At 72.3% G+C, this 25480-nt stretch carries 14 protein-coding genes, 1 tRNA gene and 1 pseudogene; 10 read left to right on the top strand and 6 right to left on the bottom strand.

Annotated elements, in window-relative coordinates:
• Positions 1-336: 336 nt before the first annotated feature.
• The 3 genes from K7862_RS19515 (at position 337) to K7862_RS19505 (ending at position 6909) form a co-directional block, all read left to right on the top strand.
• On the top strand, positions 337-3396 hold the full coding sequence (locus tag K7862_RS19515) for an FG-GAP repeat domain-containing protein (RefSeq protein ID WP_222964205.1): 3060 nt from the start codon (positions 337-339) through the stop codon (positions 3394-3396).
• A gap of 149 nt (positions 3397-3545) precedes the next feature.
• Entirely contained in the window at positions 3546-6710 is a 3165-nt protein-coding gene (locus tag K7862_RS38280; RefSeq protein ID WP_222964203.1) for a VCBS repeat-containing protein, read from the top strand.
• Between the two features lie 126 nt (positions 6711-6836).
• Positions 6837-6909, top strand: a tRNA-Lys gene (locus K7862_RS19505).
• Between the two features lie 276 nt (positions 6910-7185).
• Here the strand turns inward: K7862_RS19505 and manB are convergent.
• Together manB and K7862_RS19495 are read right to left on the bottom strand one after the other, a co-directional pair.
• A complete protein-coding gene (gene manB / locus K7862_RS19500; RefSeq protein WP_262413456.1) occupies positions 7186-8334 on the bottom strand; it encodes a mannose-1-phosphate guanylyltransferase in 1149 nt (382 codons plus the stop codon).
• A 51-nt stretch (positions 8335-8385) separates the two neighbouring features.
• The gene (locus K7862_RS19495; protein WP_222964202.1) at positions 8386-9309 is read right to left on the bottom strand and encodes a UTP--glucose-1-phosphate uridylyltransferase; all 924 of its coding nucleotides are present in this window, start codon (positions 9307-9309) and stop codon (positions 8386-8388) included.
• A gap of 311 nt (positions 9310-9620) precedes the next feature.
• Between K7862_RS19495 and K7862_RS19490 the strand changes: the two genes are divergently transcribed.
• The 7 genes from K7862_RS19490 to K7862_RS19460 all read left to right on the top strand — a co-directional run bounded on the left by K7862_RS19490 (position 9621) and on the right by K7862_RS19460 (position 21488).
• A complete protein-coding gene (locus tag K7862_RS19490; RefSeq protein ID WP_222964200.1) occupies positions 9621-11255 on the top strand; it encodes a glycosyltransferase family 2 protein in 1635 nt (544 codons plus the stop codon).
• The gene (locus K7862_RS19485; RefSeq protein WP_222964198.1) at positions 11252-12289 is read left to right on the top strand and encodes a glycoside hydrolase family 26 protein; all 1038 of its coding nucleotides are present in this window, start codon (positions 11252-11254) and stop codon (positions 12287-12289) included. The genes K7862_RS19490 and K7862_RS19485 overlap by 4 nt, the downstream gene beginning before the upstream one ends.
• Positions 12286-14211, top strand: a complete 1926-nt coding sequence (locus K7862_RS19480; protein WP_308012073.1) for an ArnT family glycosyltransferase — start codon at positions 12286-12288, stop codon at positions 14209-14211. The genes K7862_RS19485 and K7862_RS19480 overlap by 4 nt, the downstream gene beginning before the upstream one ends.
• A complete protein-coding gene (locus K7862_RS19475; RefSeq protein ID WP_222964196.1) occupies positions 14208-15824 on the top strand; it encodes a glycosyltransferase family 39 protein in 1617 nt (538 codons plus the stop codon). The genes K7862_RS19480 and K7862_RS19475 overlap by 4 nt, the downstream gene beginning before the upstream one ends.
• Before the next feature lie 199 nt (positions 15825-16023).
• Positions 16024-16740 (top strand): polyprenol monophosphomannose synthase, encoded by a 717-nt coding sequence (locus K7862_RS19470; RefSeq protein WP_262413452.1) that lies wholly within the window; start codon positions 16024-16026, stop codon positions 16738-16740.
• Positions 16737-17312, top strand: coding sequence for a GtrA family protein (locus K7862_RS19465; RefSeq protein WP_222964192.1), 576 nt, complete (start codon positions 16737-16739; stop codon positions 17310-17312). The genes K7862_RS19470 and K7862_RS19465 overlap by 4 nt, the downstream gene beginning before the upstream one ends.
• Positions 17313-17585: 273 nt before the next feature.
• Complete coding sequence (locus K7862_RS19460) at positions 17586-21488, top strand: Ig-like domain-containing protein (RefSeq protein ID WP_222964190.1); 3903 nt, start codon at positions 17586-17588, stop codon at positions 21486-21488.
• A gap of 97 nt (positions 21489-21585) precedes the next feature.
• Here K7862_RS19460 and K7862_RS19455 read toward each other — a convergent pair whose 3' ends face one another.
• From K7862_RS19455 to K7862_RS38615, 4 genes and pseudogenes are all read right to left on the bottom strand, one after another.
• The gene (locus K7862_RS19455) at positions 21586-22983 is read right to left on the bottom strand and encodes a hypothetical protein (protein WP_222964188.1); all 1398 of its coding nucleotides are present in this window, start codon (positions 22981-22983) and stop codon (positions 21586-21588) included.
• Between the two features lie 89 nt (positions 22984-23072).
• The gene (locus tag K7862_RS19450; RefSeq protein WP_222964187.1) at positions 23073-24539 is read right to left on the bottom strand and encodes a tachylectin-related carbohydrate-binding protein; all 1467 of its coding nucleotides are present in this window, start codon (positions 24537-24539) and stop codon (positions 23073-23075) included.
• A gap of 236 nt (positions 24540-24775) precedes the next feature.
• Positions 24776-25030, bottom strand: coding sequence for a hypothetical protein (locus K7862_RS19445; RefSeq protein ID WP_222964185.1), 255 nt, complete (start codon positions 25028-25030; stop codon positions 24776-24778).
• 259 nt (positions 25031-25289) lie between these two features.
• Positions 25290-25463 (bottom strand): annotated as a pseudogene (locus K7862_RS38615) (amino acid permease); the annotation flags it as partial.
• Positions 25464-25480 lie beyond the last annotated feature (17 nt).

Raw genomic sequence — 25480 nt, 5'->3', positions numbered from 1 at the left:
GCCCGGCCCGGGAGTTCGTCTCCCGGCCGGGCGGGCCCTTTCGTTCGCCGGCCGGTGTGCCCGCGGACCACGGCAGTTCACCTCCCGTCACCTCCCCGGCGGCATTCCGTTGCGGGTGCGGCGCCTGTTACAGTGCGCTGTCTTGTTGGGGGGATGACCAGGGGCCGGGGGGCTTCCCGATCTTCTCGCGCGCCGCCGCGTCCTCACGTGCCGCAGCGCGCCCATCCGCTCGCCTCCGAGCCATGGGCACCTCCTCATCGACGCGGACCCGGTCGTCACCGGCGGTCCGCAGATCCTCCGCGCGGGGCGCGGGGGCGCGCACGAGAGGGACCCACGTTGACCCGTAGCACCACCGTCCTGCGCCGCGGCCTGATCGCCGCGCTCGCCGTCGTCGCGGCCGCGGCCGGCCCCCTGCCGCAGACCGCCCACGCGGACCCAGCGGCTCCGGCGGAGGCGACGATCGCGCCGAGCACGAAAGCCGGGCCGCTCGGGTATCCGGTCGTGGCGGCGGACGCATCCGGATACCTGCTGAGGTCGAATACCGAGACCGGGGCGAGCGCCTACGCGTGGTACGCCGACGACGGCTCCCTCGTCCGCGACTTCGGCGCCCTGGACGTGGCTCCGCGGGCCACCGGTCTCGGTGACGGCAGCACGCTGCTGTGGGCAGTCAGCCGGGATGGGCTGCGCATCGAGACCTTCGACCCGGGCACGGGCGCCCGGAACGACTACGCCCTTCCCGGCGGTCTGCGTCCGATCCGCGTCCTGCCGCTGTCGAACGGCTGGACCATCGCAGCCGCGAACCCGCCCTCCTCAGGATCGGGCGACACTGTGGACCAGACGCTGCACCTGCTGGATCCCCGGCCCGGTGGCGGCTTCACCGACCGCACCCTGACGGGCCTTTCCGGCGCAAGTAGCACGGGCGAGAACGGCTGGTGGGCGGTCCCGGGTGCCGCGGTCATGCTGTTCACGCAGGCTGACGGCACGCGCGTGACCGGACTGATCGACACGGACAGCGGGCGGGTCGTCGCCTCGGCGCAGACGTCCTTGGCAGCGAGGACACCGGTGATCAGCCGTGAGTTCTTCGGCTGGATGAGCGGCAACACGGTTCAGTTGCGTCCGCTCGCCGATCCGCAGGCCGCCCCCCGCGTCCTCACCCTGCCAGGGGCCGCGAACGATCTGCATCGCCTGGTCCTGACCGGTACGGCCCTCCTTGACGAGGTGTCCCCGCCCAGCGGCAGGAGCACCGTCTACTCCATCCCTCTCGACGATGGTCCCGCGACCGTTCCGCTGGCCGGCGGCGCATCGCTCCGCCCCAGCGGGGACGGCGGCGCGCTGGTCAACCTGGTCGAGGACCAGGTCGCCGCAGCGACGTACAAGGTGCCGGCGCAGGGGGGAGCGCCCGCGCTCCTGTACCGCCTTCCCACCTACCAGCCCGAGGACGTCGGCCTCTCGCTCGCCCGTGGCACGCTCCTCCGCGCCGAGACGGGTGCCGGGGCCCAGGTCACCGCGCACATCGACGGCGAGGCGTTCGGTTCCGGGGCGGCACCCGTGGCCAGCCAGATGTTCTTCGACACCGAGGTGCCCGACACGTCCATACCGCGCTGCGGTCCTTCTCTTCGTTGCCTGCCCCTCGCGGACGGTGGGGCCGCGGGAGCGGCCCTGGCGGCCTTCGTGACGCGGTCGGCGAGCGGCGACGTGGTGCAGGGCGCGGAAGGCGGCGTCACGGTGACCGGTTCGCACGACGGCCGGATCGTCTCCGCGAGCGGCCCCCTCGCCGTGTACGACAGTGGCTCGGACGGGCAGCAGTACGTCATCGATCTCGCGCAGCACAAGATCCTGACGACGCGCCCGATCATCGCGGCCGCGCTGTGGGGCGGCACCCTGTTCTCCGCGACCGGCGCGAACGGCCAGGTCTCGACTGCCGACGCGGCGACCAGCACGGTCCGCGGGACCGTCGCGACCGGCGCGCCGTGCGCGCCCGGCGAACTCCAGGCCCTGGGCCGCTGGCTGTACTGGTCGTGCGGCACCGATGGTCCCGCGGGCGTGTGGGACGCCAACTCCGGAAAGTCGGTCCCCGTACCGGCCGGTCACGCCCTGCTGGGCGACGGATACGTGCTGCGGCACGCGGGTGACCAACTCGTCCTCACCGACGTGCACACGGGCACCCCGGCAGCCGACCGCGTCGTCGCGACACTCCCGGCCGGCGCGTACCCCGACGACCGCGACATCACCTGGACCCTCGACAAGTTCGGCGACTTCCTCGCCTACACCGACCCACATGGCACCACGCATGTGCTCGCCTCGGGCGTACCGCACTCCCCGATCGCCGTGCTGGACAGCGTCGTTCCGGCGACCGCCGAGTCCGCGGGCACCGGCTGGCAGCCGCAGTGGACGCTCACCGCCGGCGCGGCGTGGCAACTGGACGTCCGCCGAAAGGGCGCCACCAAGGTGGTCTGGTCGGACCTGAGCACGACTACCGGCGTGGTCAGCACGACTTGGGATGGTCGCAGCTCGCAGCACCAGCCGCTCCCCAGCGGCGACTACACGTGGACTCTGACCCTCAAGGCCGCCGACGGCCAGCCGGGTGCCACGACCGCTACCGGCACGGTGACGCTGGACAGCCCGGCCGCGCGCCGGGACTACGACGGTGACGCGGTCGGTGACCTGCTGGCCGTGAACTCCGCCGGCGGTATCGATGTCCGCCCGGGAACCGGCACCGGCTCGGTGGGCGCCACCACGCTCAAATCCACGAGCTGGCCTGCCGGTTCGACCCTTGTCCCGATCGACGACCTCGACGGCAACCACGTCAACGACCTGCTTGTTCGCGACGCGTCCGGCCACCTGACCCGTTACGACGGAGCGGTCGGCAAGGCACCCGCAGCGTCCCTGCCGCACCACCTGATCGGCGCCGGCTGGAACATCTACAACTTGCTGACCTCACCGGGCGACATGAACGGCGACGGCCACCCGGACCTGGTCGCCCGGGACACCTCGGGCAACCTCTACCTCTACAAAGGTACGGCCTCCGGTGTGTTCGCCCCACGCGTGAACATCGGCCACGGCTACCAGATCTACGACACGATCTTCGGCATCCCAGACAACGACGCCCAGTACCCGGTCGTCGACCTCTTCGCCCGGGACAAGTCCGGCGTTCTGTGGCGCTACGAAGCCGCTGCCCCTGGCGGCTACATGAACGTCCGCGAACGGGTGGGCAGCGGCTGGAACGTGTACGACGCCATCGTCGGCGTCGGCGACATCAACGGTGACGGACACGACGACCTGATCGCCCGCGACCACAACGGCGACCTGTGGCGCTATCTCGGCAAGGGCAACCGACAGCTCGCCCCCCGCGTCAAGATCGGCTGGGCCTGGCAGACGTACAAGTCCCTGCTCTGACCAGCACGTTCCGGCGGGCCGCCGTCGCCCCGCCGCCGTCCGTACGACGTGATGCCCGTTCCCCCGGCTGCGCCGCCCTCAACCAGCGTCATACTGAGAGGACTTCACATGTGCTGCCGGGGGGCAGGCATTCTCTGGGGGAGGACCGAGTGCCATCACGCGCGCTCGTGCGCGGCCTGACAGCCGCGGCGACTTCGATCGTTGTCACCGTCGTGGGCGGCGGCTGTCTGCCGGGGGTCGCGCAGGCGCAGACCGTCCGTGCAGCCGGCGCGCCCGCGGCCTCTACGACGTCCGCGGCCTCTACGACGTCCACGACGTCCACGACGTCCACGACGTCCACGACCAAGTCCACCACGCCCGCCGTCTCCGCGGCCGCCGAGCCGCAGACCGTGGTGCCGGCCGCCGCGCGCTGGGTGCCGCGCCGCGAGACGCTGATCTCGGCGGGCTCCGACGGCTACCTGGCCGAGAACGAGGCCGGCACGTACCGCTGGGTGAACGAGGCGGACGGCCACGAGGGCGCGCCCGTCTCCTCCGGCGCGACCGTCAACAACCACACCGTGCACGCCCGGTCGAACGGGACGACGCCCGCGACCGTCACGCTCACCGACTATGTGACGGGCGCGTCCACCGCCATCGCGGTGCCCGCCGGGCAGCGGTGGGAGGGCCAGTACTCCGAGGACGCCGTTCTCACCGAGTCCACCGGCACCGGCCCGCTGACGCTGCACGTGCTGCGGGCGGGCGCGGACGGGCAGGTCGTCGACAGCACCGTCGAGGGCGTGCCGGACGGCGCCGCGCTGCTGGGCGGCTACGGCGACAACGGCGACCTCGGCACGGTCCTGCTCAGCGTCGGCGGCGTCCGCCACCTGTACCTGCTGGACTACCGGGCCCCGTCCCTGCGCGAGATCCTCACCGGCGTCACCTTCGCCAACGACACCGAGGTGGTGATCGGCGGCAGCCGCGTCCTCGCCTATCTGTCCGGTGCCTCGACGGTGTACTCGCAGCGGATCGACGACACGTCCGGCACGGTCGACACCGCTGCCGTGCCCGCGATGGTCCTCGGCGGCGGCCCGCACGTGATCAGCGCGGTCCCCGCCGGCGACCGGATCCTCTTCGTCCGCAGCGTCGCGACCTCGCCGCCGACCCTCGGGAACCCGCTGCTGAGCGTCCCGGCCACCGGCGGCGACCCGCAGACGGTGCTGCCGTACGCCGGCGGCTCCTATGCGATCGCCCCGGACGGCTCCGTGCTGGTGACCGGCGGGACCGGCGCCACCGACTGGGCGGTGCGGCGGATCGCCGCCGACGGATCCGTGACGCCGGTGCGGCCGCTGCCGCCCGTGCCCGCGCACCAGTACGGCCTGTCGTACAGCGGCGGCCGCCTGGTGTACGAGGACGACTCGGGCAGCGGCTCCCCGCTGATGAGCCGCACCGTGTCCACCGGCGCGGCGCCCACCGTGTCCGCCCCGTCCCTCATGCGCACCGACGGCCCCGTCGCGGTGAAGTGCGCCACCGGGATCTCCTGCGTCCGCCTCGTCGGCGAGGGAGGCGACACCGTCGACTACGCCGACCCCTCCACGGACTTCGTGGAGCAGTGGATCTCCCCGTCCAGCGCGTACCTGGCCGAGGTCGGCGGCACCGACGCGGTGGTGGCCGACGCCGCCGGGGACTACGCCATCGTCAACACGCCCTCGCACAGCACCCAGTCGATCGTGTGGTTCCAGCAGGCCTCGGCCGGGGACGTGGCGTTCACCCGCCCTCTCACCGCTTCCGCGCTGTGGGGCACGACGTTGTGGGCACCCGGCACCACCACGGGCAGCATCCGTCCCTACGCGCTGACGTCCCGCACCTACGGCACCACCGTGCAGACGAACGCGACCTGCGCGACGTTCAAGGAGCTGCAGGCGGAGGGGCGTTGGCTGTACTGGTCGTGCGGCACGACGGCCGGCGTGTACGACCTCACCACCCGGAAGAACATCGCCGTCCCGGCCGGCGCCGCGCTGCTCGGCGACGGGTTCCTGGTGCGGCACGACACGGCTGCGGGCACGCTCGTGCTCACCGACTTCCACACCGGGACCGCCGTCACCGGGGTTCTCGCCGACCTCCCGGCGTCTGCGCTCACCGACGACCGCGGGGTGACGTGGTCGGTCGACAAGTACGGCGGCGGCGTCGCGTACACCGACGCCGACCAGAACGTCCACCTCTTCCCGCTGGCCGACATCACGCGCTCCCCGCTCACGATGACCGCGGTCGACCCCTTCGGCGCGGGCGTCGGCAGCGGCGACACGTGGCACGGAAGCGTGAACTTCTCCCGCCCGGTGGGGCGTTGGACGCTGACGGTACGGAACACCGCGGGCCGCACGATCGCCACCGGCAGTGGCAGTGGCAGTGGCAGTGGCAGCGACGGCACGCGCGTCAGGCCCAGTTGGAACCTCAAGGACTCGAGTGGCCGTCCGGTCTACGACGGTGCCTACACCTGGACGCTGACCGCCACCCCGGCCGACGGCCAGGGACCCGCCGGGACCGCGACCGGCCCGGTGTACGTCTCGGGCGCGCCGGCCGCGCCCCGCGACTACACGCAGGACGGCATCGGCGACCTGCTCGCCCTCACCCCCGGCGGCCGCCTCGACATCCGTCCCGGCACCGGCACGAGCAGTGGCTCGGTGGGCGCCGCCGACGACGCCGGCACCTGGTCCACCTCCTCGACGTACGTCACGATCGGCGACGGCGGCGGCGACGGGAACAACGACCTGCTGGTCCGTACGGCCGGCGGCACCCTGGTCCGCTACCCCGGGCCGTCCGGCGGCCTGCCGCTGGGCGCCGCCCACACCATCGGCGCCGGCTGGAACATCTACAACTCCCTGGTGTCGCCCGGCGATCTCAACGGCGACGGGGTTCCCGACCTGCTGGCCCGCACCACCTCCGGGGACCTGTACTTCTACGCGGGGGACGCCGTCGGCACCTTCTCCGCGCGCGTCAAGGTCGGCTACGGCTTCCAGATCTACGCGCTGATGACCGGTGTGCAGGACCTCACCGGCGACGGTCCCGGCGACGTCCTGGCCCGCGACGCGTCCGGCTCGCTGTGGCGCTACGACGGCGACGGGCACGGCGGACTCAAGCGCCGCGTCCTCGTCGGCGGCGGCTGGAACATCTACAACGCCCTGGTCGGTGTGGGCGACGTGGACGGCGACGGCCGCCCCGACCTGCTGGCGCGTACGCCCTCGGGCGACCTGTTCCGCTACAGCGGCCTCTCCACCGGCCTGTTCGCCCCGCGGGTCAAGGTCGGCTGGGCCTGGCAGACCTACAAGACCCTCCTCTGACCCCGGCTCCGCGTCAGGTCCGGCCCGGGGCCCCGAGCCCCGGGCCGCCCCGCCCCGGTTTCCCGCCAACGCCGGACCCGATATGGTCTCGGCCGTCCTCCGGCGCCCGGCTATGCTTCGGGGTGCGGGCCGTTAGCTCAATTGGCAGAGCAGTGGACTTTTAATCCATTGGTTGTGGGTTCGAGTCCCACACGGCCTACCGGGTCGATCCCTCCGCGGGGTCGCTGACCTGCGTGTTCGTGCCCCGGTTGCCTTCACGGCGACCGGGGCACCGTCGTGCGGGGACTGCGTGCGCGTTCGCCGTGGCGGGGTGCTGCACGGCACGAGCGCCCGGGGCCCGGACCCGGTGCCGCTCACCGGGTCCGGGCGACGCTCGTTCCGCGGGCGCGGCCCGTCCCACGGGGGAGGCCCACCCGCGGGCGCCGCTCATCCCACGAGGGAGGCCCACCCGCGGGCCGGACCCCGCGGGCGACGCTCACCCCGTGGCGGGCGCGGCGGCGGCCGGCGCCGCCGGCACCGTGCTCGCGTGGCCGGCCGGCCACCGGCCGCCGCAGTCGATCCGGGTCTCCCGCGGCACCCGGCAGCCCGCGACGACCTCGGCGCGGTCGCCGACGACGGCCTCGGCGATCGAGCACTCCGCTCCGATGACCGCGCCCTCGCCGACGACCGAGCGGTGCAGCAGCGTGCCCGCCCCGACCCGCGCCCCGCGCAGGACCACGCTTCCCTCCACGACGGCGCCGGCCTCGACGACGGCGCCCTCACACACCACCGTGCCGCCGCCGAGCAGCACGCCGGGCGCGACGACGGCCCCGGGCAGCACGAGCGACTCGCCGGCGGGCCCGGGCAGCGCGGGGGAGTCGACGCGGCCGCGGACCAGGTCGGCCGAGCCGGTCACGAACGCCGCCGGGGTGCCCAGGTCCAGCCAGTAGCTGTCGTCGCAGACGCCGCGCAGCACCGCGCCGGAGGCGAGCAGGCCGGGGAAGGTCTCGCGTTCCACCGAGACCGGCCGTCCCTCGGGTATCGCGTCGACGACCCGGCGGCTGAAGACGTAGCAGCCCGCGTTGATCTGGTCGGTGACGATCTGTTCGGGCGTCTCGGGCTTCTCCAGGAAGCCGAGCACCCGTCCGGTGGGGTCGGTGGGGACCAGGCCGAAGGCGCGCGGGTCCGGAACCCGGGTCAGGTGGAGGGTGACGTCGGCGCCGGAGGCGCGGTGCCCGTCGCGCAGGGCGGCGATGTCCAGGCCGGCGAGGATGTCGCCGTTGAAGACCAGCACCGGGTCGTCGGGGCCGCAGGTCAGGTGCCGGGCGGCGTTGCGGATCGCCCCGCCGGTGCCGAGCGGCTCGTCCTCGGTGACGTGGACGAGTTCCAGGCCGAGCCCGCTGCCGTCGCCGTACCGGTCCTCGAAGAGGCCGGCGAGGTAGGAGGTGGCGAGCACCACCCGGGTGACGCCGGCCGCGGCGGCGCGGGCCAGCTGGTGGGTGAGGAAGGGCACGCCGGCCACCGGCAGCAGCGGCTTGGGGGTGTGGGTGGTCAGCGGGTGGAGTCTGGTCCCCTTCCCGCCGACGAGGATGATCGCCTCGCTCGCCGCGGTCTCCGGCACGCGGGCAGGTCTGATCTGGGACAGGTGGTTCACGGTGTTCTCCGGGGATGCGGCAGGAGGGCGACGGGGTCGGTCTCAGCCCAGCTCGGTGGCGCTGAACTCCTTCAGCCAGGCCCGGAAGCCCGGCCCGATGTCGGCGCGTTCGCAGGCCAGCCGGACGGTGGCGCGCAGGTACGCGTCGCGGTCGCCGGTGTCGTAGCGCCGCCCGGTGAAGATGACGCCGTGCACGGGGCCGCCGTCGTTGCGCCGCTGCGCGAGCTCGCGCAGCGCGTCGGTGAGCTGGATCTCGCCGCCGTGGTCGGCCCGGGTCTTGGCGAGCGCCGGGAAGATCTCGGGGCTGAGCACGTACCGGCCGATGACCGCGTAGCGGGAGGGCGCCCGGCCCGGAGCCGGCTTCTCGACCAGGTCGGTGACCTGGACCACGTCGCCGTCGCCGTCGGTGGGGACGACCTCGGCGCACCCGTAGAGGTGCATCCGGTCGGGGTCGACCTCCATGAGGGCGACGACACTGCCGCCGTAACGATTCTGCACCGCGGCCATCCGCGGCAGCAGCGGGTCGCGCGGGTCGATGAGGTCGTCCCCGAGCAGGACGGCGAACGTCTGGTCGCCGACGTGCGGTTCGGCGCACAGCACCGCGTGGCCGAGGCCCCTGGGGTCGCCCTGGCGCACGTAGTGCACGGTGGCCAGCCGGCTGGACTCACGCACGGTGTCCAGACGGGCGGTGTCGCCGCGCCGGCTGAGGAACTCCTCCAACTCGTAGTTGCGGTCGAAGTGATCCTCGAGTGCTCTCTTGTTGCGCCCGGTGACCATGAGGACATCGGTGAGACCGGCGGTCACGGCCTCCTCGACCACGTATTGGATGGCCGGTTTGTCCACGACCGGAAGCATTTCCTTGGGCATCGCCTTGGATGCAGGCAGAAACCGGGTTCCGAGACCCGCTGCCGGGATGACCGCCTTGGTGATGTGTTGACCGTGCGGTGCTTTTGCGCGTGAAGACATGCTCGACTGGCCGCCGCGCTTGCCGGCGGCGGCTCTCCCCTCCCTGCCGTCATGATACGCACACATCATATGCACAACTCACGGGCTGTATGTCCTGTATGCGAGGTATCCGCCTGTTGACAGTCCTTTCGCATCTCCCGAGAAATGAGCTGGGGACCTCCGATGAGCGGATATGTGCAAGGAAACGTATAAAATAGGGCAAAAAGGCACGCCGAGCATCAGCTATACTGACGCGGCTCAGCAGTGTTTTTATCGCAGGAATGTACTCCGGTGGGGGGGTGCCGGGCCTGTTCAGGCCCGGATTATTTGTCATGGGTGCAGTGCAATCCGCCCGTGTTGACGGACGTGGAGACAGGGCGCCGAGCCGCCGAAAGCGGAATTCCGTCCTCACCTTTGCGGGTGGCGCGAAAGGTGACTTTCCGCAGGGGCTGCTTCCGCAGCCGCCCGCGGACAGTGAAAAGTACATTTATGCCCACCGCCGGCTGTGGATCCTGACGGTCTGCTCGCTGCTCAGCTTCCTGTGCCTGGCCGCCAGTCAGTTCTTGTTCACGACGTCCAGCCCCTGGTTCTGGCTGCTGCTGCCGTTGCTGGCACCGCTCCTGGCGGACTACCTGATCTCGCTGTACCTGGACGGGTTCAGCAAGGACTTCGACATGAAGGCGCACCGCCGCATGGTGCGGCGCTGGCAGCCGGCGTCGTACCCGAGCGTCGACGTCTTCCTGCCGGTGTGCGGCGAGCCGCTGGAGGTGCTCCACAACACCTGGACGTACGTGCAGCGGATGGCCTCGACCTACCGGGGCACCGTCCGCGCCTACGTCCTCGACGACGCGGCCGAGCCCGAGGTCGCCGCCATGGCCCGGCACTTCGGGTTCGAGTACGTGGTCCGCCCCAACCGCGGCTGGTTCAAGAAGGCCGGCAACCTCAACCACGCCTTCGGCATCACCGGCGGCGACCACATCCTGATCCTCGACGCCGACTTCGCCCCGCGCGCCGACCTGCTCGACGAGCTGCTGCCGCACATGGACGAGGACGAGCGGACCGCGATCGTGCAGTCCCCGCAGTTCTTCCGCAGCGTCGACCGGCAGAACTGGATCGAGCGCGGCGCCGGCGCGGTGCAGGAGCTCTTCTACCGCTCGGTGCAGACCTCGCGGGAGGACAAGGACGGCTCCATCTGTGTCGGCTCCTGCGCGCTCTACCGGCGGGAGGCCCTGGAGCAGATCGGCGGCGTCTCCCTCATCGAGCACTCCGAGGACATGTACACCGGCTTCGACCTGCGCGGTCTGGGCTGGAAACTGCGGTACGTGCCCGTCGCGCTGGCCGCCGGGGTGTGCCCCGACACCGTCGGCGCCTTCCACAACCAGCAGTACCGCTGGTGCATGGGCTCCCTGTCGCTGCTGACCGGCAAGCGGTTCTGGAACACCCCTATGCGCCTCACCACCCGGCTCTGCTACGTCTCCGGGTTCCTGTACTACCTGCAGACCGCGCTGGCGACCTTCGTCACGCCGCTGATCCCGCTGGGCCTGCTGATCCTCAAGCCCGGACTGCTGCGCGCCGAGGCGAGCGTCCTGGTGCTGCCGAGCGTCGCCTACGTCGCACTGGTGCTGCCCCTGTGGCACCGGGCGCCGTACCGGCTCGAGGCGTGGGCGGCCCGCATGATGTACGGCTGGTCGCACGTCTTCGCGGTCTGGGACGTGCTCCGCGGGCGGGAGATGGGCTGGAAGCCCACCGGTTCCGACGGCGCCAAGAAGAACGGCATGCGCCGGTACTGGGTCGGCATGATCGCCTGGACCGGCGGCACCGCCGTGCTGTGGGTCGTGCTCGCCGCCTGGCGGATGTTCACCATGTACCCCCCGGACTTCGCCCTGATGCTCTCCGCCGGACTCTTCTACGCGATGATCGCCGGCCGTGTTCTCGTTCAGCCCCGTTCCCAGAAGGCGACCGCGTGACTTCCCGCATACGTTCCCTGGCCGCCGCGGCTGCGGTCGGCCTGCTGCTGACGGTGACCGCCGGCTGCAGCACCTTCTCCTCGTCCGGCCGGGAGAAGTACCAGCACGCCGAGGGCGGGCAGCCGTCCGTCTCCGGCACGCCCACGGACGGGGCCAAGGCCTCGGCCAAGCCGGTCCTGCCGTACGACATCCGGCCGCTGCTCAAGCCGGAGAAGAAGTACTTCGGGGTGTCGCTGCCGGGCTTCCCGGCCTCGATGCAGCCCTTGCAGAAGTACGCGAGCCTGGTCGGCAAGAAGCCCGACCTGGTGGAGTCCTACGCCGCGTGGGGCGACCAGTTCGAGTCCCAGCAGGTGCAGGACACCTGGGACTACGGGGCACTGTCCTTCATCGCGTGGGAGCCGATGAAGGAGTCGCTCGCGGACATCGCCGCGGGCAAGGACGACGCGTACATCCACCAGTACGCCCAGTCCGTCAAGGAGCTCAACCTGCCGGTCGCGATCAGCTTCGCCCACGAGATGAACGGCTTCTGGTACCCGTGGGGGACGAAGAAGGCGACCCCGCAGCAGTTCGTCAGCGCGTGGAAGCACGTGCACGACGTCTTCGCCGACGAGGGCGCCACCCAGGTCATCTGGGTGTGGAGCCCCAACGTGATCGCGCCCATGAAGTCGGTGCGCCTCAAACCGTTCTGGCCCGGTGACGGCTACGTCGACTGGGTCGGTGTCATCGGCTACTACGCCCTGAACGGACCGCACACCTACAAGACGCTGTACGACCCGACGATGGACGAGGTGCGTGGCTTCACCAAGAAGCCGTTCGTCATCGCCGAGACGGCCTCCGAGGGCGGACAGCGCAAGCCGGCGGACATCGACGACCTCTTCCGCGGCACCGCGAAGCGCTCCGACGTGGTCGGCTTCGTCTGGTTCGACTACAACAAGGAGACCGACTGGCGGGTGGACAGCAGTTCCACGGCCGCCGCCGAGTTCCGCCGCCAGGCGGCCGGCAAGCCCTACGGGGTCGACGTGAGGAAGCCGTGAGCGACTGGAGGCCCCCGAGACCCGGGGCACACGAGCAGCGCGGCAGGTCCCAGCCGTCCTGGGCGGTCAACGCGCCGGACGACCGTCCGGCGCCCGAACCCGAGCCCGAACCGGGTTACCAGGCCCCGCAGTACGCCTACGAGGAAGCGCCGCCGGCCTACAGCTACGCGGAGACGTTTACCCCGCCGAGCCCGTCGTACACCGATGATCCGTACGGCGAAAGCACGCCCGGCCCGGGCCCGTCCGCGGGTCAGGAGTACCCGCGGGCTCCCTACTACGACCAGGCCGTGAACGGGGCGTACGGCACGCACGAGCAGGCCGCGCCGGTGGACACCTACGCCCTGGACGAGCCGGACGCCGGGTACGCGGCTTATGAGGCGGAGAGCGTGCCGCCCGGCTACGTCCTGCCGGACGTGCCCGAGTCGGCGTGGTCGTTCGACGCGCGGCGCAGCGTCCGGCTGGGCCGCATCCTGCTGGCCTGCGTGCTGCTGGTCCAGGCCGTGCTGTCGCTGCGGCTGCGGGGGACGGCGTTCGAGGACGAGGCGTTGTACATCGCCTCCGGCCACTACGAGCTCGCCAACCTCCTGCACGGCACCCCGCTCCCGGTGGACTTCAACGGGTACTTCTCCGGCTACCCCAAGCTTTATCCGGTGCTCGCCGCCGTAGTGGACACCCACTTCGGCCTCACCGGCGTGCGGGTCGTCAGCCTCGCGTTCATGCTCGGCACCACCGGGCTGTTGTACGCGACGACGCAGCGGATGTTCAATGTGCGCGCCGCGCTGGGGGCGGCGGCGCTCTTCTCGGTCGTACAGTCCACTGTCTTCCTCGGCTACTTCGCCACCTTCGACGCCCCCGCGCTGTTCCTGCTCTCGCTCTCCGCGTGGGTCGTCGTGCGTACCGGCCGGACGCACACCCTGGCTGTCCTGCTCGCCGCGCCTCCGGCCGTGCTCGCGTTCGGCACCAAGTACGCGTCCGGCCTGTTCCTGCCCACCCTCGTCCTGCTCGCGGTGATCACCGCCTACCGCCACCGGGGATGGCGGGCACTGGCCCGCGGTGTGGTCCTGGGAATCGGGTGCGCGGTCCTGCTCGGTGCCGGAAGTCTGGTGACCGGCCACATCGGCGGCATCAGTCAGACCACCACCAACCGGGCGCACGGCACGGACACCGCGATGCAGATGCTGCGGGACTGCGCCAATTGGGGTGGCCTACTCGCCCTGGCCGCGGTGGGCGGTTCGATCGCCTACGGGATGCGGGCGCGCATGGGCGAGATGCCGTGGGTGGGAAGCGCCACCCCCGGGCCGCTGCGCCGCATCTCGCTGGGCGTCGTGCTCACCGGTTCCACGCTGCTGGCACCGCTGTACCAGATTCACCTCGGCACGGAGACCTCGCTGTTCAAGCACGTCGGCTTCGGGTTGCTGTTCGCGGCGCCGATGGCAGGGCTCGGTCTTGCGCGCCTGGTCGGACCGCACTTCAGGAACCCGCAGCTGGGGATCATGCTCTACGTCGGCACGCTCACGTTCGGCATGGTGCAGGCCCACGACGAGTACAGCTTCCCCGACTCCACGAACATGGTCGCCTACATGCGGACGGTGGTGAACGACAAGGGCACCTATCTCGCGGAGGAGAGCGAGGTACCCGCGTACTACCTCCAGGACGTCACCACGTGGAACCAGTGGCAGAACACGTTCAACCTGGACTACGACGCCAAGGACGGCAAGCACTACTCCGGCCCTGCCGCCTTCCACGCCGCCGTCATGGACGGGCGCTACAACGCGATCGTGCTGCGCGGCGGTGTGACACCCGACAACGACCAGGCCGTCATGGACGCCCTGAAGGGCAATCCGCACTATCGCCTGGTGGCCGTGCTGCCCTTCACCACGACCATCGGTTCGGGCGACTACCGAATCTGGGTGAAGCAATGACCGTCGACACATCCGCGCTGAACGGCCTTGCCGACAACGATGCCGGGCGGCTCGGCGACCAGGAGACCGCGGACGGCGGCGGGACCGCCGTCCGAAGGTGGAGTCCGTTCGCGACCGCGGCCCTGTTCCTCCTGCCGACCGCCGCCGCCCTCGTCTCGATCCTGAAGGACCTCGGCGGCCGGCAGTTGTGGCGCGACGAGCACGCCACCTGGTGGGCGGCCGGGCTGTCCTTCGGGGACCTGGGCCACCTGATCCGCAGCATCGACGCGGTGTTCACCCCGTACTACATCCTGATGCACTTCTGGGTGGACGCGGCCGGCGACTCCGCGAGCGCGCTGCGGCTGCCGTCGGCGATCGCGATGGGCGCCGCGGCGGGACTGCTGGCCCTGCTGGCCCGGCGGATGTTCACCACCCAGGTGGGCGTCGCGGCCGGACTCGCCTTCGCCGTGGTGCCCACGGTGACCCGCTACGGGCAGGAGGCGAGGCCGTACGCGTTCGCCGTGGCGGCGGTCCTGCTCTCCACGCTGCTGCTGGTCCGGGCGCTGGAACAGCCGACGTTCAAGGGGTGGATCGGCTACACGCTGTCGGTGCCGCTGATCGGCTGGAGCCACCTGGCGTCCATGGCGGTGCTGCTGCCGCACGTGGTCATCGTCGTCATCGCGCGCCGCCGCGGCGACCACATCGCCGCCTGGGCGTACGCCGCCGCGGGCACGATGGGGCTGTGCTTCGTGCTGCCGATGGCGGCGGCCGGGTCCACGCAGAAGGGCCAGATCTCCTGGAACAACCCGGGCACCAAGGACCTGGTGAACCTCCCCCAGCACCTGTTCGGAAGCTGGGCGGTCGGCGCCCCGGTGATGGCGCTGGGCCTGGTGGGCCTGTGCTTCGCCGGACGGTACGCGCTCCCGCTCGCGCTGTGGGTGCTGGTGCCGCCGCTCGCCACCTATGCGACGGCGGCGCAGCTCCACCTGTTCCTGCCGCGCTATCTGCTCTTCACCGTGCCGGCCTGGGTGCTGCTGGCGGCCGTCGCGGTGTGCCGGCTGGCCGGGCCCGTCACCGGGCGGTTCGCCGGACAGGCCCCGACGTTCCGGATCGCCGTCGGCTGGGTGCTCGCGGCGGCCTCGGTCGCCGCCCTGGCCTGGTCGGCGCTGCCGGGCATCCGTGAGGCCCGCGGGCCGATCCTCGGCGAGCCGGACTTCCGCGGCGTGGCCCGCATCGTCGAGGACGGGCAGCAGCCGCACGACGGCATCGCGTTCGGCGGGGTGATGACCGAGCGGCGCGGGATGGCCTACGAGCTGCGCGACGACAGCGGCCGCCCGCACGACGTGCTGATGGCCCGCACCCCGCAGCAGGCCGGCATGTACGACGCGGTCGAGTGCACGCACCCGGACGCCTGCCTGGCCAAGACCGACCGGCTGTGGCTGGTGACCACCTCACCGCCCGGTCTGCAGTACGTGAACATGCCCAAGGCGACGGCCGACGTGCTCCGCAAGGAGTTCCGCGTCATCCGCACCACGAAGCTGACGGACATCCAGGTCCTGCTCCTCAAGCGGGTCGTGACGGCCGCCACCGGAAGCTCCGGTGACTCCGCCGCCGACCGCAAGGTGCACACCTGACCGCAGCGGGACCCTCGCCGCGTCCCGCTCCACCTGACCCACGACCCTGCCCACCGGCTGAACCCGCCGTTCGTCACGAACCGGCTCACGAGGGCGCAGGAGACCCTGAGGAGAGACCATGCACGTTCCCACTCCGGCCGTTCGGCGCCCGCTCGTGGAGCTGCCGCCGACCTGGGCCCAGAGACCGCTGACCATCGTCATGCCGACCTACAACGAGGCCGCCAACCTCCCGCGCATGACCGAGATCGTGATGAGCCTGCCGCTGCCGGGCCTGCACCTGAAGATCGTGGACGACTCCAGCCCGGACGGCACCGGCCGGCTCGCCGAGGAACTGGCGGAGAAGTACCTCTGGGACGGCCGCCGCCGGATGAGCGTCCTGCACCGCACCGAGAAGGACGGTCTCGGCCGCGCCTACGCGGCCGGGATGCAGGCGGCCCTCGACGACGGCGCCGAGTTCGTCGTCCAGATGGACGCCGACGGCAGCCACCCGGCGTCCGCCGTCCCGCAGATGCTGGGCACCGCCCTGTCGACGGGCGCGGGCTTCGTGGTCGGCAGCCGCTACGTGGACGGCGGCTCGCTGGACACGGAGTGGGGCAAGCACCGGCAGCTGCTGTCGCGGTTCGCCAACCGCTACGCCCGCGCGGTGCTGGACACCCGGATCCGGGACATCACGGCCGGCTTCAACCTGTGGCCGGCGCAGACGCTGCGCGACATCGGCCTCGACTCGCTGACCAGCGCCGGCTACAGCTTCCAGGTGGAGCTGAAGTTCCTGGCCGTGCGCCGGGGTCACAGCGCGGTCGAGATCCCCATCCACTTCGAGGAGCGCACCGAGGGCGTCTCCAAGATGAGCATGTCGACGCAGGTCGAGTCCGCCGTGATGCCGGTGCGCCTTCGTCTGCGCAACCGCCGCTCGTGAGCGGCCGGCACGCACTCCCGTCGCGGCTGGGCCACTTCTACCGGGAGATCGCGAAGTTCGGCGTGGTCGGTCTGGCGGGCGTCGTGGTCAACCTGCTGGCCTTCAACGCGATCCAGCGTTACTGGGGCCTGCAGACCGTCCGGGCCAGCGTGCTGGCCACGTTCATCTCCATCGTCTGCAACTACGTGGGCTTCCGGTTCTTCACCTACCGGGACCGGGACGGCGGCAGCCGCGCCCGGGAGCTCGCGCTGTTCTTCGGCTTCAGCCTCGTCGGTCTGGTCATCGAGAACTCCGTTCTCTACGCCGCGACCTACGGGCTCGGCTGGGACGGCCGGTTGCAGAGCAACGTCTTCAAGTTCGTCGGCGTCGGCGTGGCCACCGCGTTCCGCTTCTGGTCCTACCGGACCTGGGTGTTCAAGGTGCTCGACGAGGTCCCGGACGAGGAAGCGGCGACGGAACCCGGCCCGCGGCCCGCGTGGGCCCCTGGGGCGGACGACGGCGGGGGGACCGCGAGCTGGTTCCAGCCGGCCGCTCCGCCCGACGAGTTCACGGTCGCCGACCAGCACGGATGACAGAATCCCGGCGCGTGTCCGCACCCGGTCGCCGCCGGTTCCGCGTGACCGGACCGACTCCCGCCGAACGGTGCGGGGGCGAGTGTCCGGATGATATGAACATTCCCGCAGACTTGGGGACTTGTCCCACCGCCGCAGGCCGATCTGCCGCGGCGGACTTCCGGAGGGGGGCCGGCGTTGGCCGGACAATCCATGCTGTCGAGCCATGACCGCCGCAGACGGCGTCATGGCCGGCAGAACCGCACACCCCGCGCCTCGCGCGTGTGGCGCAGCATGCGTGCCGCGGCCGCGACCGTCGTCGGCACCGCGGTGATCGGGGCCACGCTCAGCGTGGTGGGGGGATCGGCCGCGCAGGCCGACCAGATCACCCAGGGCGTCGACAACCTGCGCACCAACTGGGACGCCGGCGAGTCCGGGCTCTCGCCCGCCGTCGTGCAGTCCTCCGCCTTCGGGCAGCTCTTCGCCACCCAGCTGGACGGGCAGATCTACGCCCAGCCGCTCACGGTGGGCGACGAGGTCATCGCCGTCACCGAGAACAACACCGCGTACGGCCTCGACCGCAGGACCGGTCACATCGACTGGCAGCGGAACTTCGGGCCGGCGTTCCCCGCCGCCGCGATCGGCTGCGGGGACCTGACGCCCTCGATCGGCGCGTCCGCGACGCCCGTGTACGACCCGGCGACGAACGCCGTGTACTTCACCACCAAGGTCGACGACGGCACCGCCACGCACCGCCACCCCACGTGGCTGATGCACGCCGTGGACCCGTCCACCGGAACCGAACGCGACGGCTGGCCGGTCACCATCAGCGGCAAGCCCGGCAACGCCGCGAACATCACCTTCGACCCCTACTACGAGCAGCAGCGCCCCGGCCTGCTGCTGATGGACGGCGTCGTCTACGCGGGCTTCGGCGCGCACTGCGACGTGGTCCCGTACCGGGGCTACGTGGTCGGCGTCGGTGTCGCCGAGCACAAGGTCACCTCGATGTGGGCCTCCGAGACCGGTGACTCCGTCGCCGGCGCGGGCATCTGGCAGTCCGGCGGCGGTCTCGTCTCCGACGGACCGGGCCGGATCTTCTTCAGCACCGGCAACGGCATCAGCCCGGCCCCGGGCCCCGGCACCACCGTCCAGGGCAGCCTGGCCGAGTCCGTCGTGCGGCTGCAGGTCAACGCCGACAAGAGCCTGAGCACCGCCGACTTCTTCAGCCCCAGCAACGCGGCGAGCCTGGACCTCCAGGACCAGGACATCTCCTCGGGCGCGCCGATGGCCCTGCCCGACGGCTTCGGCACCGCCGCGCACCCGCACCTGATGGTCCAGCAGGGCAAGGACGGCCGGGTGTTCCTGCTCGACCGCGACAACCTCGGCGGCATGAGCCAGGCGCCCGGCGGCGGCAACGCGGTCGTGAGCACGAGCGGTCCCTACCAGGGGCTGTGGGGCCACCCCGCGTTCTGGGGCGGCGACGGCGGCTACGTCTACCTGGTCGGCAACAACGGCCCGCTGCGGGCGCTGGCGTACGGCGTCAACAACGGCAACCCGGCGCTCACCTTCACCGGACGCAGCCAGGACTCCTTCGGCTACACCAGCGGCTCGCCCCTGGTCACCTCCAACGGCACCGACGACTCCACCGGCCTGATCTGGGTGGTCTCCGCGAACGACGCCTCGGGCGGGGGCGGCACGCTGCGCGCGTACAGCCCCGTCCCCGACGGCGACGGGCTGCTGCAACTGCTGTGGTCGGCGCCGGTCGGCACCGCCACCAAGTTCAGCACGCCCACGGCCGACAAGGGCGTGGTGTACGTCGGGACCCGGGACGGCGTCCTCTACGGCTTCGGCAGCCCGGCCACCACCGCGCTGACCGCCGCCCCGGTCGACTTCGGCCAGGTCGGGGTCGGCGCCAGCGGCACCGGCACGATGACCCTGACCGCCACCAAGGACCTGGGCATCACCGGGCTCACCGCCTCGGGCGCGTTCGCGGTCACCGCGCACTCGCTGCCGTCGGCCGGGCAGCCCACCCTGCTGGCGTCCGGGGCCACCCTGGACGTGCCGCTGAGCTTCACGCCCAAGACCACGGGCGGCATCAGCGGGATGCTCACCGCCAACCTGTCGGACGGCGAGAAGCTCGTCTTCGCCCTCCACGGCGTCGGCACCCGGCCCGGACTCGGGGCGGCGCCCGGTTCGCTGGACTTCGGCGAGGTGCCCACCGGTTCCGTCTCGACGCTGAACCTGCAGATCACCAACACCGGCACCGACGCGGAGACCGTCGACTCGGTGACCGCACCGGCCGGGGCGTTCTCCGCCACCGGACTGCCGGCCGCCGGCACGGTCGTGCCCGCCGGCGGATCCTTCGTCGCCACGGTCGCCTACGCGCCCGTCGCCGGCTCCAAGTCGGACAGCGACGCCCTGGTCGTCAACAGCAGCAGCGCCGGCCAGTCGCACGCCCTGAAGGTGCCGGTCGGGGGCTCGGCGGTCACCGGCCAGGGGCACCTGGAGTTCTCGCCGAGTTCCCTGGACTTCGGCAAGGTGCCGATCGGCAGCTCCAAGACGCTGACGTTCACGATCAACAACACCGGCAACCTGCCGGTGACCGTGACCAAGGCCAAGGCGCCCGCGGGTGACTTCGGCAGCGCGGTGCAGCTGTCCGAGGGCCTGGTCATCGGCCCCGAGCAGAGCACCGTGCAGAGCGTCACCTTCACCCCGCGGTCCACCACCGCGCAGAGCGGCGCCTTCTATGAGGTCACCGGAGACGCCGGGCAGGGCGCGCAGTTCGTCCCCGTCTCGGGCACCGGCACGGGCACCCCGGCGACCACCACGGTCGCCGACGGCTCCTGGCACGCCAACGGCACCGCCGCGGTCAGCGACGACGGCAGCGTCCAGCTGACGCCGGCCAGCCCCGGCGACCAGGCGGGCTCGGTGGTCTACACCAAGCCGCTGCCCACCGACGGTCTGCGCGCGACCTTCACCGCGAAGTTCGGTCCTGGCACCGGCGGTTACGGCATCGCCTATGCGCTGCTCGACCCGGCCCAGAACACCGGTTCCGCACTGGGCGGTTCGGGCACCGGACTCGGCATCGCCGGTCAGCAGGGCGTGGTCGTCGCGCTCGGCACCGGCTGGAGCGCCGCCACGGGCATGCAGAACTACGTGGCCGTGGGCACCAGCACCGCCGGTTCCCCGAACATCACCTACACGTCCAAGGCCTCCCTGGCCACCGCCCTGCGCCAGGGCACCCACCAGGTGGACATCGAGAGCACCGGCGGACACCTGTACGTCCGGATCGACGGCACGCAGGTGATGGACAGCACGCAGGCCCTGCCGCCGACCGCGCTCCTCGCCCTGTCCGCCGGGACGGGCGTCAACTCCGACGCGCACAAGGTCAGCGGGGTGGTCGTCAGCGACGTGCCGCCCACCACTCCGCCGACCGCCGCCGCCCCGCCGTTCCTCGCGCGGGACACCACCGGCACGCTGTGGCAGTACCGGACCACCGGGAACGCCGCGGCGCCCTTCCAGGCGCGGCAGAAGGTCGGCGGCGGCTGGCAGATCTACAACGCGCTGATCTCGCTGTCCACCCGGACGGCCACCGCCCACGCCGACCTCGTCGCCCGGGACACCTCCGGCGTCCTCTGGTACTACGCCGGGACCGGCAACACCACCACCCCGCTGGCCCCCCGGGTCCGTGTGGGCGCGGGCTGGGGCGTCTACGGCACGATGACCGGCGTCGGTGACGTGACGGGTGACGGCAGGGCCGATCTGGTGGCGCGTGACGCCGGCGGTGTGCTGTGGCTGTACCGCGGTACGGGCAGCGCGTCGGCTCCGTTCGCGGCGCGGACGCGGGTCGGTGCGGGCTGGGGCGTCTACGGCACGATGACCGGCGTCGGTGACGTGACGGGTGACGGCAAGGCCGATCTGGTGGCGCGTGACGCCGGCGGTGTGCTGTGGCTGTACCGCGGTACGGGCAGCGCGTCGGCTCCGTTCGCGGCGCGGACGCGGGTCGGCGCGGGCTGGAACATCTACGGCATGCTGACGGCGGTCGGGGACGTGACCGGTGACGGCAAGGCCGATCTGGTGGCGCGTGACGCCGGCGGTGTGCTGTGGCTGTACCGCGGTACGGGCAGCGCGTCGGCTCCGTTCGCGGCCCGTTCGCGGATCGGTTCCGGCTGGAACACGTACAACACCCTCGTCTGAGCCGGCCGGTCCACCGTCCGCGGAAAGACGGCAGGAAGCCCTACCCCCGGCGGGGGTAGGGCTTCCTCGCGTTCCGGGGCGACGCCGCCCCGGAACGTCAGAACAGCTTGGTGTAGATGTTCCAGCCGCCGCCGACGAGATGCGGGTCGGCCGGGATCTGCGGGGTGCCCGCCTGGTCCGAGAGCAGCCACAGCCGGCCCGACGCGTCACGGGCCGCCAGCGCGTCGGGGTCGGTGCCGCTCACGGCCAGCGGTGCGAACGCGGTGTAGCCGCTCCACCCGGACCCGCCCGCGTCGACCGGGGCCTGGAAGACCGGGCCCTCCCAGACCGACGACCGCGTGTAGGAGCGCAGGTGCCCGTCCGTGGTGCGCGCCACGATGCCGTTGCCGTACGTGGACAGGGCGTTGTAGACGTTCCAGCCCGCCCCGACGCGGACCCGGGGCTCGAACCCCCGGTCGCCCGACTGCGAGCGCTGGTAGTACCAGAGCACCCCCTGCTTGTCGCGGGCGACCAGTCCGTCCCCCTGCCCGGGGAAGGCGACCCGGGTTCCGGTGCCCACGACGGACGTGTAGATGTCCCAGCCGGCGCCGATCCGCACCCGCGGCCTGAACGGCTCCGCGCTGTTCCAGGACGCCTGGTAGTACCAGAGGACGCCGTTCCTGTCGCGGGCCACCACGTCGCCCGAGCCGTCGGCGGTGGTGCTGCCGAGCGGGGTGATCGCGTCGTAGGCGTCCCACCCGCGGCCGATCTTCACGCGCGGCCGCAGCGGCACCGACGAGTTGCCGGTGCTCTCGTACCGCCACAGGACGCCCGCGGTGTCCACGGCGTACAGCTGTCCGCGGCGGTCGGCGGGGGGCAGGCCGCCCGAGTACCCGAACTCCGAGACGCCGTCGCCGATCACGGTGCCGTCCGCGCCCGACAGCTCCATCCAGCCGCCCACCAGCCGGTCGGCGGGCAGCGTGCCGGCGTCCGCCGCGATCCGCACGCGGTACAGGAGGGACGCGGCGGCGTCGGTGGTGGGCAGTTGCAGCCGCAGGAAGCCGTTCAGGTCGGCGCGGTCCGACGGTCCGCCCTGCCACGCGCAGGGCTGGTACGGGCCGTCACCGACCGCGCAGGTGGAGTGCAGGTGGGCGGCCACGGCCGCGGTGCCGGTGCCGCTCGGGAACTGGTTCGGCGCGAAGGCCAGGACCGCGGAGACCGGACCCTGCACGCTGGACGGCAGTTGGACCTGGTAGGAGTCGGCGGCCGGGTCGGCGCCGCCGTACAGCGTCGGCACCGCGCCCTGCCAGATGAACACCCCGGGTGTCGCGTGCGGCGTCGCGGCCCCGGCGGGGAGCGCGGCCGCCAGTGGCAGGGCGAGGGCCGCGGCAGCGGAGGCGGCGAGCAGCCGCATCCGGGACGCCGCGCGCGGGCGGCGCGTGGTGCCGCGCCCGGCACGGACGCTCGTGCGTGCGCTTGCCGGGGCGGTCGTGGCTTCGTTCGGGCGTGGTGTCATACGTGCGGTCATGGCTGTGGAAGTCCCCCCTGACGTGGTGGCGGTGGTGGGCGCCGTCGCGGTGGCGCCGGTCCCGGGCCGGGCGCGCATCAGAACAACCTGCTGTAGATGTTCCAGCCGCCGCCGACCAGGGTGCGGTTCGAGCCGACGGGGTTCAGGGACCACAGCTTCCCGGCCGCGTCCCGGCCCAGCAGGAGCTGGCCGTCGGCGCCCGCGCCGCTCAGGGCCGTGTAGATGTTCCAGCCCTCGTTCACCTGCTCGCGCGCCGCGAACGGCTCGCTGCCGGTGTCGGTGTGGTGGCGGTTGTACCGCCACACGACCCCGGAGGGTTCGCGGGCGATCACACCGTCCTGGCTGGTGGTGATCGAGCTGTACGCGTTCCAGCCCGAACCGACCCGGACGCGCGGCGCGAACGGCGCCGCCGGGTCGCCGGTGGCGCGGTAGAGCCACAGCACGCCGCCGCTGTCGCGGGCCACCAGGTCGCCCGACCGCTGGTCGGCCAGCTCGTCCAGCGTGCCGCCGCCGGTGCCGGCGATCGCGGTGTAGATGTTCCAGCCGGCGCCGACCCGCACCCGCGGCTGGAACGGCTGCGCGGGGTTGCCGGACTGCCGGTAGTACCAGAGCACGCCCGCGCTGTCGCGGGCCACGACGTCGCCGCTGCCGGCGGCCGTGGTGCCGATCAGCGGCGTGATCGCGGTGTAGACGCCCCAGCCGGCGCCGACCCTGGCCCGCGGCTGGAACGGCGCCGCGCTGCCGGGAGCGGTCCCGTCGTACCGCCACATCACGCCCGAGCCGTCCACGGCGTACAGCGCCGGCCGGTAGTAGGGCGAGTCGGCGGCCGTCCGGAACTGGATCGCGGCCCCGCCGTCGGCGAGCGCGCCGCCGTCGGCGTCGCTGACCAGCAGGAAGCCGGTGAGCCGCTCGCCGGCCACCCCGTAGGGGTCGGAGGCGATGCGGATCCGGTAGGTGATCGTGGGCGCCGCCTCCACGGTGGGCAGGATCAGGCGCAGGTACTCGTCGTAGGGCCCGACCGGCTCCTCGCCGGGCGATCCGCCGCGCCAGTCGCACGGCACGAACGGGCCGTCGTTGACCGAGCAGGTGCTGGCGAGTCCGGCCGCGATGCGCCAGGTGTAGCCCCCGGCGGGCGGCATCTGGTCCTCGCCGAACGCCATGATCGCGGAGACCGGGCCGTGCGCGCCCGCCGGGAGCGTGGCGGTGAACGTGGTCGTCACCGGCCTCGTGCCGCCGATCACGAGCGGGACGGCGTCCTGCGTGACGCTGCCGCCCGGGACGTTCGGGCGGACCAGCGACGGGGAACCGGCCGCCGTGTGGCCGGCCGTGGCGCCGGCGCTCGCGGCCGTGACCGGCGCCGGGGGTGCCGACGGGGTGTCCGCGACGGCGGGCAGCGCGGCGGTCACCGACAGCGCGACGGCGGCGCAGGCGGTGGCGAGCAGCCGCAGCCTCCGGGTCCGCCCGGCCCCGGGAGCACGGCCGCCGGCGGCGGACGGGGACGCGGACAGGGACGCGGACGGAGACGCGGGCGAAGATGCTGGCATGGAACAAGCCCCCCCTGGGCTCGTACGGCCGAACGACTCCCGGCCGTAGCGGAATTCGGGCACGACAACACACCGCCCATGGCGGTTCGTGTGGGGGAGGTGGCTGTCTGTGCGGGGTTGGACCGCCGTCGCGGCCCTATGGTTGTACGGCGGGGGGCGTCCGGGTGAAGACGCGGTGACGGGCGGTCAGGTGCGCACGCGCGCGACGATCGGCAAGGCGTGGTCAGGCACCGGACTCAGAACAGCGCCGGGTCACGGTCCTCGGCGGCCGGCCCTGCGGTTGTGGGGACGGCGATCTCCAACTGCCGGTTACGGCCGGGCAGGTCGACGAGCCGCAGCGACCCGCCGCACGACACCAGAGGGCCGCCCGGCGTGCGCGCCTGGCCCGGCGGATCGTGCCGCCACAGCCGGCCCTTGCTGACGCGCCCGGCGACCGGGCCGGCGGCGATCGGCCGTCCGCAGTCCGGGCACTCCATACGCGGAAGCTTCATGCTCCCAGTGTGGACCGGCCCACCGACACTCCACCGCGAACGCGGGCGAAGGCGGGGCGCCGCGGCCATCAGGCATCAGGCATCGGGCATCAGGCGTCGGGCCGGGCATCGGGCGGGGCGGCGGGCTGGAGATCGAGGCGGTGCGGAAGCAGGCACACCGCCACGTCCGTGCGGACCCGCAGCACCGTGGCCGGCAAATGCCCCGCCGGCTCTGCAGGAAGGTCCAGCGGCGGCTGCGCGGCTCGACCTCCGGGATCGGCACCGCCACCTGGCGGCCGTCGCGTGCCGCCTCCTGCGCGTACGCCACCGCCGGCTGCACCGGCGACCGGCGCGGGATGTCCAGCACGTCCAGCCGCACCCCGGTGTTCCACCGCTCCCACGCGTGCGGCAGGGAACGCGACGTGTACGGGTCGTGGTGGACGACGACGGCCACCACCTCGTCGCCGGGGG

Source organism: Actinacidiphila acidipaludis (genome assembly GCF_019890725.1).
Taxonomy (GTDB): domain Bacteria; phylum Actinomycetota; class Actinomycetes; order Streptomycetales; family Streptomycetaceae; genus Actinacidiphila; species Actinacidiphila acidipaludis.
The sequence above is the reverse complement of the archived record's forward strand: the minus strand, read 5'-3'. Positions and strand labels throughout refer to the sequence as shown.